The organism is Streptomyces sp. NPDC057287 (assembly GCF_042667905.1).
GTDB lineage: Bacteria > Actinomycetota > Actinomycetes > Streptomycetales > Streptomycetaceae > Streptomyces.
This window is the reverse complement of sequence record NZ_JBHUYV010000015.1, coordinates 62970-77305: the sequence shown is the minus strand read 5'-3', so window position 1 is coordinate 77305 and position 14336 is coordinate 62970. Positions and strand designations below refer to the sequence as shown.

Genomic DNA, 14336 nt, shown 5'->3' with positions numbered 1-14336 from the left:
CCGCCGGGGAGGGAGAAGGTCAGCGGTGCGCAGGCGCGAGGGGAACCCAGTCGGGCAGGTCCTCGGTCCGTGCGAGCCAGTCGGCGGGAGGAGCGCCGACGGGCTCGGCGGCGATGATTCCGCCGACGATGGCGCAGGTGGTGTCCACGTCGCCGCCCGCCTGCGCCGTCACCCAGAAGGCCTGCTCGAAGTCTCCGAGACTCCGCGCCGCCGACCAGAGGGCGAAGGGCACGGTGTCGTGGGCGCTCGTACGGCGGCCGTTGCCGAGCACCGCCGCCACCGTCCCCGCGTCCCGGTAGTCGAGCATGTCGCGCGCCCTGCGGAGCCCGGCACCGACCGCGCTGCGCGGGACCAGGGCGACGACACCGTCGAGCAGGGCCTCCGGTGAGGGTGGCCCTCCCGGTGCGGCGACGAGGGCCGCCGCCGCCGCGACGGCCATGGCCCCCACGACGGCTTCGCGGTGCTGATGGGTGGTGTAGGACGAGATCTCCGCCTGGTGGGTGGCCTGCTCCGGGTCGTGCGCGTACCAGGCGCCCAGCGGTGCGATACGCATCGCCGAGCCGTTCCCCCAGGAGCCCTGCCCCTGGAAGAGGGCGGATGCCAGCTCCCGCCAGTCCCCGCCTTCCCTCACCAGTCTGAGCAGCCGGTTCACCGCGGGCCCGTAGCCCCGGTCGAAATCGTGGTGCCGTGCGAAGGAGTGGGCGAGCACGTCCTGGTCGATCCGGTCGTGCGCGGCCAGCACGGCCAGCACGGAACAGGCCATCTCTGTGTCGTCGGTCCACTGCCAGTCGCCGGGAGGCAGGTCCCGGCTCTTGAGCAGGGGGTAATTTGCCGGGACGAAGAACTGGGAGCCGAGGGCATCTCCCACGGACAGTCCACGCAGGCTGGCCAGAGCGCGTTCGAAGCGGTCGGAAGCGGGTTCAGCGGTCATCGCCCTGCCACTCTATCCGGAGATGCCGTACGGCTCGGGGGTGCGCCACTGCTCGAAGGGCCGGTCGAGCGTATAGCGGCCGTCCTCGCCGAGCAGCAGCGTTCTGGATTCGCCGTTTCCAGGATTGGACAGCGATTCGAACTCCGCCACCGACCAGTGGAACCAGCGCATGCAGAAGAGCCGCATGGTCAGCCCATGGGTGACCAGCAGGACGTTCGGCGGGTGGTCGGGGGCGTCGAAGCTGCGGTGCAGGCTCTCCAGGAACGCGTCGACCCGGTCGTACACGTCGGCCCCGGACTCACCCTGCGCGAAGCGGTAGAAGAAGTGGCCGTACGCGTCCCGGTAGGCCTTCTGCAGCCTGACGTCGTCCCGGTCCTGCCAGTTGCCCCAGTCCTGCTCGCGCAGCCGGGGCTCTTCCCTCACACGGACGCTCCCGGGTTCGAGGCCGAAGGCCCCGAACGTCTCGTGGGTGCGCCGATAGGGCGAGATGTAGACGCTGACGTGCTCGTCACCGAAGGTCTCCCGCAGCCGGGACCCTGTGGCCCGCGCCTGGCCGAGGCCCTTCGCCGTGAGCCTGAGCGCGTGGTCGGGCTCGCGTTCGTAGACCGTGTCGTCGGCATTGCCCTCGGACTCACCGTGGCGGACGAGAACGATGCGTTGCGGTCGTGCCATGTAGCGACCCTAGATGCCGGGCGGTGCGATCGAGCAATTGTGCGGGCTCGATCGGGCGTATGTGACGAAGGGAACGGCGGGACGCGTCAGACCGTCCATGACGGATCGAGCTGCACCACGTCCCCCGTGAGCACCTCGACGTCCCTCTCGGCCTCCGCGCGAGCCGAGAGCCGGGCGACGCCCTCGGGCCGGTACTTGCCTCGCTCCGCGCTCGACTGCCACATCGACAGCACCAGGAACTCGCGGCCGGGCGCTTCCCCGAAGACCCCGCGGAGCATCCCCGGGGATCCCGCCATGGCCGGGTTCCACACCTTCTGCTGCATGAGGGCGAAGTGGTCGGCGCGGTCCTCGTACACCCGGCTGTGCGCGACCCTGACCACGTCCGCGTCGGTGAAGTCCGGCTCGAAACCGGTCTTCACATCGAAGCGGTACTCGAAGAGCTTCACCCGCATGTCCTTGTACGTGCCGGACTGGGAAGCGGCCAGCCGGTCGTGCTCACGGGCCATGAAGGAGTCGTAGAAGACACGGTTCTCCCAGAACGCGAACACGTGGGCGATCTCGGGCCGCCCTCGGCTCCACCCGCCGCTCTGTCCCCGGAATCCCGGCTCACCGAGCAGCCCCGCCCACTTCCGCTGCCCCCGCTCGAAACCGCGGCGGTCCACCACGGTGCAGCGAATCCACTTGACCAGCACTGCGCCATCGTACGGCGCTCGGCGTGGCGTGGGTCACGCTCCGGACGTGCCGGTGCCGGTCCGGCACCGGCCTCGCACGGTCCCGGCCGCGGGATGGCCCGAATCCGATGCCCGAAACCAACACGGTTGGATCCACGGACAGTTACGGACATGATCTGAGGACGGAAGAGGGACGGTCGGTCCAGCAGCGAGGAGGCACGTCCGATGAGCACTCCCAACAAGGACATCGAGAAGGTCGAGATAAGGGTCAAGTGGGACCCCAGTGGCGCAGGTGAGCCCGCCAACGACCTCGACATCATCGCGGCGGCGTACGGGACGGACGCGCCCTACGGCAGCCCCGCCTATCTCGTGCACTTCGACAGCAGGTCACCGGACGGGACGATCACGCTGAACCGGGACAGCCGGACGGGACAGGGGTACGGCTTCGACGAGGTCATGACACTTGAGTTGGACCGGCTGTCGGACGCGTACGCCAGGGTGGTGGTCGGCGTCGCCATCCAGCAGCGCGACGGCCACAAGACCTTCGGCCAGATAGAGCACACGGCCGTGCAGGTCCGCGAGGGCTACACGAACCTGGCGGAGGACGACTTCTCCGCGGTGGCGGCCGCCACGGCCGCGGTCGTCGCCGAATTCGTCCGGGACGCATCGGGCTCGTGGGGCTTTCACGGGACGGTCCGCGGATTCGACGGCGACCCCGGATCGTTCGCCGCCGTGATGGGGAGCCGGTCCGGCTGATACCCGACGGGGCGGACGCCCCAGACTCCTCCGCGAGGGCGCATGAGAAAGATCCTCCTGATGATGTCGGTGTCTCTCGACGGCTTCTTCGAGGGACCCGGCCGGCAGCTCGACTGGCACCTCGTCGACGAAGAACTGCACCGCTTCTTCAACGAGCGGATGAAGACGGTGAGCGCCTTCCTCGACGGGCGGATCACCTACGAACTGATGGCCGGTTTCTGGCCGACGGCGGACGACGACCCGTCGGCCTCCCCCACCATGGCCGAATTCGCCGGCATCTGGCGTGACATGCCCAAGTTCGTGTTCTCGCGGACCCTGGACAGGGCGGAGTGGAACACGACCGTCGTGCGCGAGGTGGTCGTCGAGGAGATCCGCGCCCTCCAGGCGCGGCCCGGCGGGGACATGCTGGTCGGGGGTGCCGATCTCGCGGCGTCCTTCATGCGCCTGGACCTGATCGACGAGTTCCACCTGTACGTCCACCCGGTCGTCCTCGGCCGGGGCAGACCACTCTTCTCGCCGTCCGAGGCGACGCCGATGCACCTCCGGCACACCGGCACCCGCACCTTCGGCAACGGCGTCGTGCTGCTCCGCTACAGCCGGCCGGACGGGACGTCCTGAGGCGACGGGTCAGGACAGCGCATCCCCGGCCCTCTCAGGAGAGCGGCCAGGGGTGGCCGAGCCGGTCGGCGAACTCCTTCGACCCGCCGCAGACCTCCGCGACCCGGCGGGGGTCCTGCGCGATGATGCGGGCGCAGATGCGCTCGGCCTGTTCGGCGGGATCGTCGCCGGTGACCGGGACGGTCATCCTGAACTGGAGCCAGGGCCGGTCGTCCGCCGACGCCGCAGGGCCGGGATGAAACAGGAGGACGACGATCCGCTCGGGCTCCCAGGGCCATGCGGAGACGGCGGACAGCTCGCACTCCCAGACCGCGAGCCGGTCGGAGTGGGCCCGCAGTCGCGCCTCCAGCAGTCGGGCGACCCTTCGGGCCGGCCACTCCCAGCCGCGATCCGCACCGGCCCGTCGGAGCTCGGCCTCGTACTGTTCCGCGTCGAACCGGAACTCCGGGAGACGGAGGCCGTCGTCATCCGGATTGCGCCATCCGTTCCAGACCACGTGCCGTCCCTCACGCCGGATCGTCACGTGGACGGCGCCGCAGCACCCTTCGGTGCACTCCGCCTCGGCGAGCCGGACCTCACGGGGCGCCTCGGTCGCGTGCAGGGGCGCCTCCGGGCCGAGCAGGTGCCGGGGGTCCGCTGCCGGACCGTCCTCGAAGACATCGGCCAGGATGTCGCGCCCGTCGACGACGGGCCTGCATTCCACCGCCCCGTGAGTCCCGAGCGGGGGCACGACGACGCGGAGGTAGAGGCGCGGTTCTGTGGTCACGGTCCGATGGTCCAGGAGCGGGCACACGTTGTCAGCCGGGTTTCCGCCGGGAGAAGGCGGGAGCCACGGGCCGGACCCACTCGGCGGCAGGGGTCACGGACACGGCGAAGGGGACCGGCCGTCGGCCGGTCCCCTTCGTCAGGCGCTGGTCAGCCGCCCGCGCGGGCCACGCCGGACGAGGTGTCCGGCGTGGCCACGCCCTGGATCAGCTGCACCCGCTGGTCGAGCCGCAGCCCTCGCAGATGTAGCAGGACCCGGCGCGCTGCATCTTCGTACCGCACGAGAAGCACAGCGGCGCGTCCGCGCTGATGCCGAGCTGCATCTCGACCAGCTCGGCCGAGGTGTGCGCGGCCCTGGGGGCCGGCTTCTCCGCGACGGACTCCTCGGGCGATGCCACGGCCTTCAGAGGCTCCACACGCACGGGAGCGGACTGGGCCAGGCTCTCCACGTCGAGCTCGTCGTCCCCGAAGGCAGGCTCGTACGAACCGGTGTCGAGGTGACGCTGACGTTCCTCGGCCGAGTGGATGCCGAGCGCGGAGCGCGTCTCGAACGGCAGGAAGTCGAGCGCCAGGCGCCGGAAGATGTAGTCGACGATCGACTGCGCCATCCGCACGTCAGGGTCGTCCGTCATACCGGCCGGCTCGAAGCGCATGTTGGTGAACTTGGAGACGTAGGTCTCCAGCGGCACGCCGTACTGCAGACCGACCGAGACGGCGATCGAGAAGGCGTCCATCATGCCCGCGAGGGTGGAGCCCTGCTTGGACATCTTCAGGAAGACCTCGCCGAGACCGTCGTCCGGGTAGGAATTGGCGGTCATGTAGCCCTCGGCGCCACCCACCGTGAAGGAGGTGGTGATGCCGGGACGCCCCTTGGGCAGGCGCTTGCGGACCGGACGGTACTCGACGACCTTCTCGACGGCCGTACGAATGGTGTCCTCGGCCTTGGCGGTGACCGCGGCCTTCTCCTTCTCCTTGGTCTTCGCGGAGAGGGGCTGGCCGACCTTGCAGTTGTCGCGGTAGATCGCGAGCGCCTTGACGCCCATCTTCCACGCCTCGAAGTAGACCTCCTCGACGTCCTCGACGGTGGCCGTCTCCGGCAGGTTCACCGTCTTGGACAGGGCGCCGGAGATCCACGGCTGGATCGCCGCCATCATCCGGACGTGCCCCATGGCCGAGATGGAACGCTCGCCCATCGCGCAGTCGAAGACCTCGTAGTGCTCGGTCCTGAGACCGGGTGCGTCGATCACGTTGCCGTTGTCGGCGATGTGGGCGACGACCGCCTCGATCTGCTCCGGCTGGTAGCCGAGGCGGCGCAGCGCCTGCGGGACGGTGCCGTTGACGATCTGCATCGAGCCGCCACCGACGAGCTTCTTGAACTTGACCAGGGCGAGGTCGGGCTCCAGGCCGGTGGTGTCGCAGGACATCGCGAGACCGATGGTGCCGGTCGGGGCGATCACCGAGGCCTGCGCGTTGCGGAAGCCGTTCTTCGCGCCGAGGCGGAGCACGTCCTGCCAGGCCTCCGTGGCGGCGGCCCAGATCGGCGAGTCCAGGTCGTCCACGTGGACGGCCACGGCGTTGGCGTCCGAGTGCTGCTTCATGACGCGCTGGTGCGGCTCGGCGTTGCGGGCGTAGCCGTCGTACGGGCCGACGACCGCGGCGAGCTCGGCGGAGCGCCGGTAGGACGTGCTGGTCATCAGCGAGGTGGTGGCACCGGCGAGCGCGCGGCCGCCGTCGCTGTCGTACGCGTGGCCGGTGGCCATCAGCAGGGCGCCCAGGTTGGCGTAGCCGATGCCCAGCTGGCGGTAGGCGCGGGTGTTCTCGCCGATCTTCTGGGTCGGGAAGTCCGCGAAGCAGATCGAGATGTCCATCGCGGTGATGACCAGCTCGACGACCTTGGCGAAGCGCTCGGCCTGGAAGGACTGGTGGCCCTCGCCGTCGTCCTTGAGGAACTTCATCAGGTTCAGCGAGGCCAGGTTGCACGAGGTGTTGTCCAGGTGCATGTACTCGCTGCACGGGTTCGAGCCGTTGATGCGGCCGGACTCCGGGCAGGTGTGCCACTTGTTGATGGTGTCGTCGTACTGGATGCCGGGGTCGGCGCAGGCCCAGGCGGCTTCCGCCATCTTGCGGAAGAGGGACTTGGCCTCGACCTCTTCGATGACGTCCCCGGTCATACGGGCACGCAGGCCGAACTTCCCGCCGTTCTCGACGGCCTTCATGAACTCGTCGTTCACGCGGACCGAGTTGTTGGCGTTCTGGTACTGGACGGACGTGATGTCGTCGCCGCCCAGGTCCATGTCGAAGCCCGCGTCACGCAGGGCGCGGATCTTCTCCTCCTCCTTCACCTTGGTCTCGATGAAGTTCTCGATGTCGGGGTGGTCGACGTCGAGGATGACCATCTTGGCCGCGCGGCGCGTGGCGCCACCGGACTTGATCGTTCCTGCGGAGGCGTCGGCACCGCGCATGAAGGAGACCGGACCGGACGCGTTGCCGCCGGAGGAGAGCAGCTCCTTGGAGGAGCGGATGCGGGACAGGTTCAGGCCTGCGCCGGAGCCGCCCTTGAAGATCATTCCCTCTTCCTTGTACCAGTCGAGGATCGACTCCATGGAGTCGTCGACGGCCAGGATGAAGCAGGCCGAGACCTGCTGCGGCTGGGGCGTTCCGACGTTGAACCACACCGGCGAGTTGAAGCTGAAGATCTGGTGCAGGAGGGCGTACGCCAGCTCGTGCTCGAAGATCTCGGCGTCGTCGGGGGTGGCGAAGTAGTTGTAGTCCTCGCCGGCCTTCCGGTACGTCTTCACGATCCGGTCGATCAGCTGTCGCAGACCGGTCTCGCGCTGCGGGGTGCCGACAGCCCCCCGGAAGTACTTGCTGGTGACGATGTTGACCGCGTTCACCGACCAGAAGTCGGGGAACTCGACGCCACGCTGCTCGAAGTTGATCGAGCCGTCGCGCCAGTTGGTCATGACGACGTCACGGCGCTCCCACGCGACCTCGTCGTACGGATGCACGCCGGGGTTCGTGTGGATGCGCTCGATGCGCAGGCCCTGCTTGGTCGCAGTCGACTTGGCTCCCTTGGTGCGGGAACCTCGTGCCGGGCCGCTCGCCGTCTCTGTCATGCCGCCTCCCATATGTGGGCAAAAACGCCCTGAAGTGCCCAGTTCTTCCCAGGGCACAGTGTGTGTCTGATGCTCCGGGCGCCGCGCACAGCGCCTCGGAACAGGTCTGGTGCCGCCCACCACCGGCCCCGCAGTCCCTGCGGGCCGGCTCGGTGATCAATCAGCGGCGACTGCGGCGGGGGCGGGGACCTCCGGGGTCCCGCCGCTCCCGCATTGCTCTGCGCGAGGCCGCTGCTCACGGAGTTCCGTGATGGCGGTCTCGAAGTCCTCGAGCGAATTGAACGCCCGGTACACCGACGCGAAACGCAGGTACGCGACCAGGTCGAGCTCCTGCAGGGGCCCGAGTATGGCCAGACCCACGTCGTGCGTCGTCAGCTCGGCGCTCCCGGTGGCCCGCACGGCTTCCTCGACCCGCTGGCCGAGCTTCGCCAGGGCGTCCTCGGTGACCGGGCGCCCCTGGCACGCCTTCCGGACCCCCGAGATGACCTTGGTGCGGCTGAAGGGTTCGGTCACGCCGCTGCGCTTGACCACCATCAGCGAACAGGTCTCCACCGTCGTGAAGCGACGGGAGCAGTCGGGGCACTGGCGGCGCCGTCGGATCGACGTCCCGTCGTCCGTCGTGCGGCTGTCCACGACCCGGCTGTCGGGGTGCCTGCAGAAGGGGCAGTGCATTTCTCCGAACCCTCCTTCACAGCACGACTGAATAGCCCTGTCGGGTCCGCCAAGGACCCTCGAAGACAGCCCCAAGCATAGGCGATGAACTCGACCCCGGAGGACCGGGGACCACTACTTATGGGTGGCGATAGCGGTGCAACCACTACATCTAGGGTTTTGCTCCGCCGCGGCCCCCCGCGCGTGTCGCGGTTCCCCAAGGGCCGGGGGGCAGCCTACGGCCCGCCCCGAGGGTACGGGAAACGCGCCACGACCGAGGCCGCGGGGGCACCGGACGGCGAACCCGCGAGGGCGTGCCGCAGCGCGCCGGGACCACACCCCGGGCGCAGGATCGAGCCGGCGGAACGCTAGCGTGAGGACCGGCAGCCTCCTCGCGATTCAGGGTCGACCGCATCAGCTCATACACCTCTCGGTAAGCCCGCGACGGCCCTTTATTTGTTTTTCACTCGAACGTGTGTTTGGCGCAACCTTTCGAAAGCTACTACCGTTGCCTAACCAGGGAGACCATTCGAGAGGGGCCGACGTGACCACCACCGCAGACAGTGCCACCATCACTGCCCAGGACCACCGCTCCCAGGGCCGACTTGAGCCGGTGCATGCCATGAATGACGCAGTCATGAACGCGGAGGGTCCGGAGCCCACGCGACCCGCACGCTCCTTGCCCGGCCGCCCTCCAGGGATCCGGGCGGACAGCTCGGGGCTCACGGACCGGCAGCGGCGCGTGATCGAGGTGATCCGGGACTCCGTGCAGCGGCGGGGCTATCCCCCGTCGATGCGCGAGATCGGCCAGGCGGTGGGACTGTCCAGCACCTCGTCCGTCGCCCACCAGCTGATGGCTCTGGAGCGCAAGGGCTTCCTGCGCCGCGACCCTCATCGTCCGCGCGCCTACGAGGTCAGGGGCTCGGACCAGCCCAGCACGCAGCCGACCGACACCACCGGCAAGCCTGCCGCCTCGTACGTGCCGCTGGTCGGCAGGATCGCGGCCGGAGGGCCGATCCTCGCCGAGGAGTCCGTCGAGGACGTCTTCCCGCTCCCCCGCCAGCTCGTCGGTGACGGCGAGCTCTTCGTGCTGAAGGTCGTCGGCGACTCGATGATCGAAGCAGCGATCATGGACGGGGACTGGGTCACCGTCCGGCGCCAGCCGGTCGCGGAGAACGGCGACATCGTGGCGGCCATGCTGGACGGCGAGGCCACGGTCAAGCGGTTCAAGCGCGAGGACGGCCACGTATGGCTGCTCCCGCACAACTCCGCCTACCAGCCCATTCCGGGTGACGAGGCGACGATCCTCGGCAAGGTCGTGGCAGTGCTGCGGCGGGTGTGAGCTCCGCCGGTTCGGACCGGGCCCCGGGATCTCTGCGCCGATCCCGGGGCCCTGACGCGTCCGCATGGCACAGGTCGCCGGCCACGGCCCCTCGCCTGAGCGGGGCCGACGGCCCGGGACCGCCAGGGCGGCTCGCTCACTCCGCGGTCCTGGCCGCCGCGTCGATGGCCGCGAGCGAGCGCCGCGCCTGATTCCGGTCGGTCGTGTACCAGAAGTCCGGCAGCGAGGCGCGGAGGTAGCTCCCGTACCGGGCGTTCGCCAGCCGGGGGTCGAGCACCGCGACCACACCCTTGTCCCCCATGGCCCGGACGAGCCGGCCCGCGCCCTGCGCCATCAGGAGCGCCGCATGGGTCGCCGCCACCGCCATGAAGCCGTTGCCACCGGCTTCCTCCACCGCCTTCTGGCGCGCGCTCATAAGGGGATCGTCCGGCCGGGGGAACGGGATCCGGTCCATGACCACGAGCTGACAGCTCGGCCCGGGGACGTCGACGCCCTGCCAGAGGGAAAGCGTCCCGAACAGACACGTCTCGGGATCCGCGGCGAAATTCTTGATCAGCTCCCCGAGCGTCTCCTCGCCCTGCAGCAGCACCGGCTTGTCCTGCCGGCCCCGCATCTCCTCGGCCGCCACCTGTGCCGCCCGCATGGACGAGAACAGGCCCAGGGTGCGACCGCCCGCCGCCTCCACCAGCTCGGCCAGCTCGGCCAGCATGTCCGTGCGGGAACCTTCCCGGCCGGGCGTGGCCAGGTGTCGGGCGACGTAGAGAATGCCCTGCTTCGGGTAGTCGAACGGCGAGCCGACGTCGAGCCCCTTCCACTGCGGGATGTCGTCGCCGGCGGTGCCCTCGGGCGCGAGTCCCAGCGACGCCCCCACACCGTTGAAGTCGCCGCCCAGCTTCAGCGTGGCCGAGGTCAGCACCACCGAGCGGTCGGCGAAGAGCTTCTCGCGCAGCAGCCCGGACACGGACAGCGGTGCGACGCGGACGGACGCCCCGAAGCGGTCGTGGCGCTCGTACCAGACGACGTCGTACTCGGAGCCCTGCGTGATGCGCTCCGCGACGCTGTGGATGGACTCGACCGACGCCATGGCCTGCTTGCGCACCGCGTCCTCGTCCTGGACGGACTTGTCCCGGGTGCCACCGAGGGCGGAGATCACCGTACGCGCGGCGTCGCGCAGAGCCATCAGCGCGTAGCCGAGGTCTTCCGGCACCTCTTCGAGGCGTCCCGGGAGCGCCAGCTCCAGGACCCGCTCGAACCCCTCCGACGCGGTCAGCAGCGCGTCGGCCGCCTTCTCGTTGACCAGCTTCGCGGCACGGCGCACCGCCCGGTTCACCTGGCCGGGGGTGAGCTCGCCGGTCGCCACCCCGGTGACCCGCGAGACCAGCTCATGGGCCTCGTCGACGATGAGCACCTCGTGCTTGGGGAGCACGGGGGCGCCCTCGATCGCGTCGATCGCGAGCAGGGCGTGGTTGGTCACCACGACATCGGCGAGCTTGGCCCGCTCGCGGGCCGCCTCCGCGAAGCACTCGGCGCCGTACGCGCACTTGGTGGCACCGAGGCACTCGCGCGAGGAGACGGAGATCTGTGCCCAGGCGCGGTCCGAGACGCCCGGCGTCAGGTCGTCCCGGTCGCCGGTCTCCGTCTCGTCCGACCAGTCGCGCAGGCGCAGGAGGTCCTGGCCGAGCTTGCTCGACGGCGCCGCCGCCTCGAACTGGTCGAAGAGCCCCTCCTCCTCGTCCTGCGGTGCCCCCTCGTGGAGCCGGTGCAGACAGAGGTAATTCGACCGGCCCTTGAGCATCGCGAACTGGGGCCGCCTGCGCAGCAGCGGATGCAGCGCCTCGACCGTACGGGGGAGGTCCCGCTCCACGAGCTGGCGCTGGAGGGCGAGCGTCGCCGTGGCCACCACGACCCGCTCGCCGTGGGCCAGTGCCGGCACCAGGTAGCCGAGGGACTTGCCCGTGCCGGTACCGGCCTGGACGAGCAGATGGGCGTTGTCGTCGACGGCCTCGGCGACGGCCTCGGCCATGGAGACCTGGCCGGGCCGTTCCGTACCGCCGACGGCGGCTACGGCGGCGTGGAGGAGCTCGGGGAGAGATGGCTTCGTCATAGCCCGTCCACCCTAAGGCTCCCCACTGACACCATCGGCCGGTCCCGGTCTCACGCGGAGGGGTGGAGCGGGTTGGGGACCACCCCGTGGACTGCGGCGTGCGGGCGCTCGGGCCGGTCGCGGTAGCCGTCCAGATGCAGACGGTTGCGGTTGAGGCACAGCCGCTCGATCGTCGGCGTCAGCATGTCGAAGATCTCGAACCGCTCCTTGAGCTCGGGGAAACGGGCGTGATGACGCTGGATCTCGGCACGGACGAGTGACCAGAATTCACCCTCCGGCACGTCCAGCTGCTCCTCGCAGAGGGGGGACAGATAGCGGAAGACGCCCACGAAGAGCCCGGAGTGGATGAACTGGGTCAGGAAGGAGGGGTCCTCCGTGAGCAGGACGTCCCGGACGTCCTGCGGCATCGTGTCGTGCTCGGGCAACGGCCGCGCGCTGACGTTGACGTCGTCGACGAAGTCCTTGATCGCGAGGCGGACGGGGACGTCGTTCTCGTCGAAGACGACGATGGCGTTCTCGCCGTGGGGGGAGAACACCGTGCCGTAGCGGTAGAGGAAGTGCAGGAGCGGGGGCAGCAGGGCCGCGAAGAGCCGGGTCAGCCAGGCGGCGGGGGCCAGGCCCGAGCGGGCGACGAGCTCCGCGGTGAAGGAGCGGCCGTCGGGATCCGTGTGCAGCAGCGAGGCGAGCGTCCGGGCGCGTTCACCGGGTGCGAGTCTCGGCTGGAGGGGCTCCCGCCAGATCGCCCCGAGGATCTCCTTGAACTGGTACGGCGACTCGGGGAGGTAGTCGTAGAGCGGGTGCTCGACCGCCACCGAGGCGACTTCGCCGAGCAGGATCACGCGACAGGTGTCCCGGAGGAACGGGTCGCCCTCGCACAGCCCCTGGACCCACGCGGTCACCGCGGGAGCGGCGAGCGTTCGCTCGGTGGGCAGTCCCCGCCAGACGAGGGTGTTCAGGATCGAGAGCGGCAGTTTGACCGTGTGCCGGTCGGGCCGCCCCACATTGGTGAACGTACGGATGGACTGCTGTGGCAGCCGGAGGTCGTCGTCCGGGTGCAGGGGCACGATCTCGCCGTCCGCGATGGCGGGGGCGAAGAGCGGGACGATCCACTCGTCCCACTGCCACGGGTGCACGGGAAGGAACAGGTAGTCCTCGGGGTCGAGCCCCCGGCCGCGCAGGACGGCGGTGAAGGACTCCCGGACACCGGGGTCCAGTTCCTGGTCGTAGAGGTCTCCGGAGGTGGCCACTCGGCCCACTCCCCGGTAGCCCGCTATGCGTGTGCTGACGGCGATCCAGGGCAGCACGGTGGCCGACCGGGCTTCGGGGGTGAAGCGGGCGGCGTCGGCGGCGGAGAACCCGATGCGGCCCTTGTTCGCGACGAGCCAGGGGTGGCCCGTCTGGTGTCCTTCGAGCTCGGCGTAGGGGAGTTCGGCGAGCTGGGCGACACCGAGTGCGGTGTGGTCGAGCCGGGCGTCGGCGCTGAGTGTGGCGGTCAGTTCCCGGATGAGGTGGCCGAGCGTGGCGCCGTCGAGACCGAGGAGGCGGCAGCCGCGGGCGAGGAAGCGCAGCGGGTCCCGGAAGGGCGCGTGGACGGCGCTTCCGCCTCCGGTGCTCCCGGCGGCGATCTCGCGGATCGTCGTGGGGTCGACGCGCCAGCTTCCGTAGACACCACGCCCGGCGCGGAAGAGCAGGGCCGCCCCGTCGTCGAGAGACAGGGTGTAGTCGCCGGAACGCCCCGCGCCGCCGTCCTTCACCGGTACGGGCAGGATGACCTCCTCGTAGGCGAACTCACCGAGCATCTTGGCGAGGAGCCTCGCCGCTGCCCGGTCCCAGACGGTCCGGTTGAGTTCCGGAGTGTCGAGCGGCGGGCGTGGCTCCGCCGGATGATGGCTCGCGGGATATGTCGGCACGGGGACTCCTCCGGGTGGGACCGATGGGGTTCGAGCGGGCTGTGCGGTGCGGCGAGTCGTTCACAGGTGGTCGCGGTGGGCTCGGTCACGCACCATCAGGGCGGCGCGCTTGTCGGGCAGGTCCACTTCCCCGCAGAAGCGGAACCCGGCGCTCAGGAAGGCGGACACGGACGGGGTGTTACGCAGATCCGGCTCCGCGACGACCCGTCCGCAGGGCGGACGGTTGTCGAGTACGAGGTCGGAGACGGCCCTGAGCAGCACGGAGCCGATGCCCCTTCCGCGGTTGCCCACACCGCCGATGAGGAGGTGGACGCCCATGTCGTGGGGCCGTGCCGGGTAATGGCGGGCCAGTGGGTCCAGATCCGCCCGGTAGATCTCCCAGTAGCTCATGGGCGAGCCGTCGAGGACCCCGAGGCAGGGCACGCTGCGGCCGTCCCCGGCGAGCTGGTGCCGGAGGTGGGCGGCGGTGACCGACTCCGGTCCGGCCAGCTCCCAGAAGGCGGCGACCGCCGGGTCGTTCATCCAGCGGCTGATCAGTGCGAGATCACGTCCGGCCTCGACCGCGACGAGCTGGAACACCCCGGCGGAGGTGGCGACGGGACTCCACGCGCCGGGGCTGCCCACGAGAGCGGAGGCGTCGGCCGCCGCGGGGACCGCGGAGTCGTCACCGAGCAGGGCGAGGAGCTCTTCGGTGAGCCGCAGTTCCAGGGTGTCCTCGCTACCGGTGGCGTCGGGCGGGACGACACCGGTCTCGGGATGGGCGTCGGCTTGATGCACCGTGACGCTCTCCTCTCGTGGGT

The 14336-nt window shown here is 70.0% G+C and carries 12 protein-coding genes; 3 read left to right on the top strand and 9 right to left on the bottom strand.

Annotated elements, in window-relative coordinates; genetic code table 11:
* Positions 1–19: 19 nt before the first annotated feature.
* The 3 genes from ACFUNE_RS26745 to ACFUNE_RS26735 form a co-directional block, all read right to left on the bottom strand.
* Positions 20–931, bottom strand: a complete 912-nt coding sequence (locus ACFUNE_RS26745) for an ADP-ribosylglycohydrolase family protein (protein ID WP_383573145.1) — start codon at positions 929–931, stop codon at positions 20–22.
* 12 nt (positions 932–943) lie between these two features.
* Positions 944–1603 carry a histidine phosphatase family protein gene (locus tag ACFUNE_RS26740; protein WP_383573142.1) on the bottom strand — a complete coding sequence of 220 codons (660 nt, stop codon included), beginning with the start codon at positions 1601–1603 and terminating at the stop codon, positions 944–946.
* An 86-nt stretch (positions 1604–1689) separates the two neighbouring features.
* Positions 1690–2295 carry a YdbC family protein gene (locus tag ACFUNE_RS26735; RefSeq protein WP_383573140.1) on the bottom strand — a complete coding sequence of 202 codons (606 nt, stop codon included), beginning with the start codon at positions 2293–2295 and terminating at the stop codon, positions 1690–1692.
* A gap of 204 nt (positions 2296–2499) precedes the next feature.
* Here ACFUNE_RS26735 and ACFUNE_RS26730 point away from each other — a divergent pair, with 204 nt between their 5' ends.
* Together ACFUNE_RS26730 and ACFUNE_RS26725 are read left to right on the top strand one after the other, a co-directional pair.
* Positions 2500–3030 carry a TerD family protein gene (locus tag ACFUNE_RS26730; protein WP_383573137.1) on the top strand — a complete coding sequence of 177 codons (531 nt, stop codon included), beginning with the start codon at positions 2500–2502 and terminating at the stop codon, positions 3028–3030.
* A gap of 42 nt (positions 3031–3072) precedes the next feature.
* Entirely contained in the window at positions 3073–3648 is a 576-nt protein-coding gene (locus tag ACFUNE_RS26725; protein WP_383573134.1) for a dihydrofolate reductase family protein, read from the top strand.
* A 34-nt stretch (positions 3649–3682) separates the two neighbouring features.
* Here ACFUNE_RS26725 and ACFUNE_RS26720 read toward each other — a convergent pair whose 3' ends face one another.
* The 3 genes from ACFUNE_RS26720 to nrdR form a co-directional block, all read right to left on the bottom strand.
* Positions 3683–4414 (bottom strand): hypothetical protein, encoded by a 732-nt coding sequence (locus ACFUNE_RS26720; protein WP_383573132.1) that lies wholly within the window; start codon positions 4412–4414, stop codon positions 3683–3685.
* Between the two features lie 205 nt (positions 4415–4619).
* Positions 4620–7529: a vitamin B12-dependent ribonucleotide reductase gene (locus ACFUNE_RS26715; protein WP_383573129.1), complete on the bottom strand. Its 2910-nt coding sequence runs from the start codon at positions 7527–7529 to the stop codon at positions 4620–4622.
* 156 nt (positions 7530–7685) lie between these two features.
* Positions 7686–8201: a transcriptional regulator NrdR gene (nrdR, locus tag ACFUNE_RS26710; RefSeq protein WP_383573126.1), complete on the bottom strand. Its 516-nt coding sequence runs from the start codon at positions 8199–8201 to the stop codon at positions 7686–7688.
* Positions 8202–8724: 523 nt separating this feature from the next.
* On the opposite strand from nrdR, the gene lexA reads away from it, so the two are divergent.
* On the top strand, positions 8725–9522 hold the full coding sequence (gene lexA / locus ACFUNE_RS26705; RefSeq protein ID WP_329233606.1) for a transcriptional repressor LexA: 798 nt from the start codon (positions 8725–8727) through the stop codon (positions 9520–9522).
* Positions 9523–9658: 136 nt separating this feature from the next.
* Here the strand turns inward: lexA and ACFUNE_RS26700 are convergent, their stop codons facing one another.
* Genes ACFUNE_RS26700 through ACFUNE_RS26690 form a run of 3 tightly spaced genes read right to left on the bottom strand, consistent with a single transcriptional unit; the run spans position 9659 to position 14313 of the window.
* Complete coding sequence (locus ACFUNE_RS26700) at positions 9659–11626, bottom strand: ATP-dependent DNA helicase (protein ID WP_383573123.1); 1968 nt, start codon at positions 11624–11626, stop codon at positions 9659–9661.
* Positions 11627–11676: 50 nt separating this feature from the next.
* The gene (locus ACFUNE_RS26695; RefSeq protein WP_383573119.1) at positions 11677–13536 is read right to left on the bottom strand and encodes an IucA/IucC family protein; all 1860 of its coding nucleotides are present in this window, start codon (positions 13534–13536) and stop codon (positions 11677–11679) included.
* A 60-nt stretch (positions 13537–13596) separates the two neighbouring features.
* Positions 13597–14313, bottom strand: a complete 717-nt coding sequence (locus tag ACFUNE_RS26690; protein WP_383573116.1) for a GNAT family N-acetyltransferase — start codon at positions 14311–14313, stop codon at positions 13597–13599.
* Between the last annotated feature and the right edge of the window lie 23 nt (positions 14314–14336).